Annotated in this window: 3 protein-coding genes; 1 reads left to right on the top strand and 2 read right to left on the bottom strand. The window is 62.2% G+C overall.

From position 1 onward, the window contains the following. Window positions 1-21 precede the first annotated feature (21 nt). Entirely contained in the window at window positions 22-267 is a 246-nt protein-coding gene (locus PMI38_RS03615) for a TIGR02647 family protein (protein ID WP_008090821.1), read from the bottom strand. Window positions 268-336: 69 nt separating this feature from the next. Further along, complete coding sequence (locus PMI38_RS03620) at window positions 337-639, bottom strand: hypothetical protein (RefSeq protein WP_008090823.1); 303 nt, start codon at window positions 637-639, stop codon at window positions 337-339. A 111-nt stretch (window positions 640-750) separates the two neighbouring features. On the opposite strand from PMI38_RS03620, the gene PMI38_RS03625 reads away from it, so the two are divergent. Beyond that, complete coding sequence (locus PMI38_RS03625) at window positions 751-1,413, top strand: glutathione S-transferase (protein ID WP_008090825.1); 663 nt, start codon at window positions 751-753, stop codon at window positions 1,411-1,413. Window positions 1,414-1,454: the final 41 nt, after the last annotated feature.

The following is a 1,454-nucleotide window of genomic DNA, read 5'->3' on the forward strand; positions in this document are numbered from 1 at the left end:
GGCGATAGGGCCGGTACAGGTTTACGCAGGCTGCGGGGTCTTGAGGATGTTCAGCAGCAGTTGCACGCTTTCTGCCGCGTCGTGCCCCAGGCTAGTGAGGTATCCGCCATCGGGCTGGTCGGTCAACTGCTTCTCGTGCAGGCGTTTTGCCGCGGCGACAAGGGCGGGTGCTGCGTTCGCGTGAATCTTGATGCCTTCCTGGCTGCTGTCCAGGTTGAACAGGGCGAGTACTTCCAGTTCGGCGATCAGTTCGGGGGTGAAGGACATGGCGACTCCTGACTTCCAGACGAGGATGGCGGCACCGCCAGCGGTGCCTGATCCTGGAGTGTAGTCGGGTTATTCGTCCTCGCCTTGATCTGCCTCAGGTGGCAGCTCGGGAAGCGCGCGCAGGGCGGTTTCGTACCACTCGGCGTTGAATGGGCGATCCTCTGCGAGCATGTTGTCGATCTCGATGGCGAGTACATGGGCCATGAGATTGAGGATGTCTTCGCGTTCGTAACCGACCAGGCTCAGCTTGTTGAACGTGGCCTTTGCCGCCGGCGGTTCGCCGCTTTCGATCTGGTTCTCGATGGCCTGGGTCAGCGTTGCCTCGGCGAAGGCTTCGTCGTCGTCATTGTCGATGTCGGTGGGCTCGCTCATGGCGCTACTCCTGATGTGGGGCATACAGTTTGCCACGCCCGCGCTGGTCATGCCTTGCCGATCGGTCTATAAAAGCCGGGCCATCCCCATACGGCCTGGAGGCTGTTACCCATGCTCAAGCTTCACGGATTCGCGGTCAGCAACTACTACAACATGGTCAAGCTGGCGTTGCTGGAAAAAGGCCTGCCGTTCGAGGAGGTCACGTTCTATGGCGGCCAGGCGCCGCAGGCGCTGGAAATCAGCCCGCGTGGCAAGGTGCCGGCGCTGGAGACCGAGCACGGCTTTCTCAGCGAGACCAGCGTGATCCTCGACTATATCGAGCAGACCCGGGGTGGCAAGGCGCTGCTGCCGGCCGACCCGTTCGAGCAGGCCAAGGTGCGCGAGCTGCTCAAGGAAATCGAACTGTACATCGAGCTGCCGGCACGTACCTGCTATCCCGAGTCGTTCTTCGGCGCGGCGGTGGAGCCGTTGATCAAGGAGCGGGCACGGGCCGACCTGCTGGCGGGGTTTGCCACGCTCAAGCGCAATGGCCGCTTTGCACCTTATGTGGCGGGTGAAGAGCTGACACTGGCCGACCTGATGTTCTGCTTCTCGGTCGATCTGGCCTATGCCGTGGGCAAGAAAGTGCTCAACGTCGACTTCCTCGCGGACTTCCCGGAGGCCAAGGCGTTGCTGGAGAAGATGCGCGAGAATCCGCACATGGCGCGGATCGTGGCGGACAAGGAAGCGGCGATGCCGGCCTTCCTGGAGATGATTCGCAGCGGCAAGCGCTGAATCTGGAGAGGGGGCTGCGTTGCAGCCCTATCGCCGGCAAG

It is taken from the genome of Pseudomonas sp. GM84, assembly GCF_000282535.1.
Lineage (GTDB): Bacteria > Pseudomonadota > Gammaproteobacteria > Pseudomonadales > Pseudomonadaceae > Aquipseudomonas.

Coding starts and splice junctions, on each gene's coding strand:
- PMI38_RS03620 (WP_008090823.1), bottom strand. CDS start 639: ATGAGCGAGCCCACCGACATCGACAATGACGACGACGAAGCCTTCGCC.
- PMI38_RS03615 (WP_008090821.1), bottom strand. CDS start 267: ATGTCCTTCACCCCCGAACTGATCGCCGAACTGGAAGTACTCGCCCTG.
- PMI38_RS03625 (WP_008090825.1), top strand. CDS start 751: ATGCTCAAGCTTCACGGATTCGCGGTCAGCAACTACTACAACATGGTC.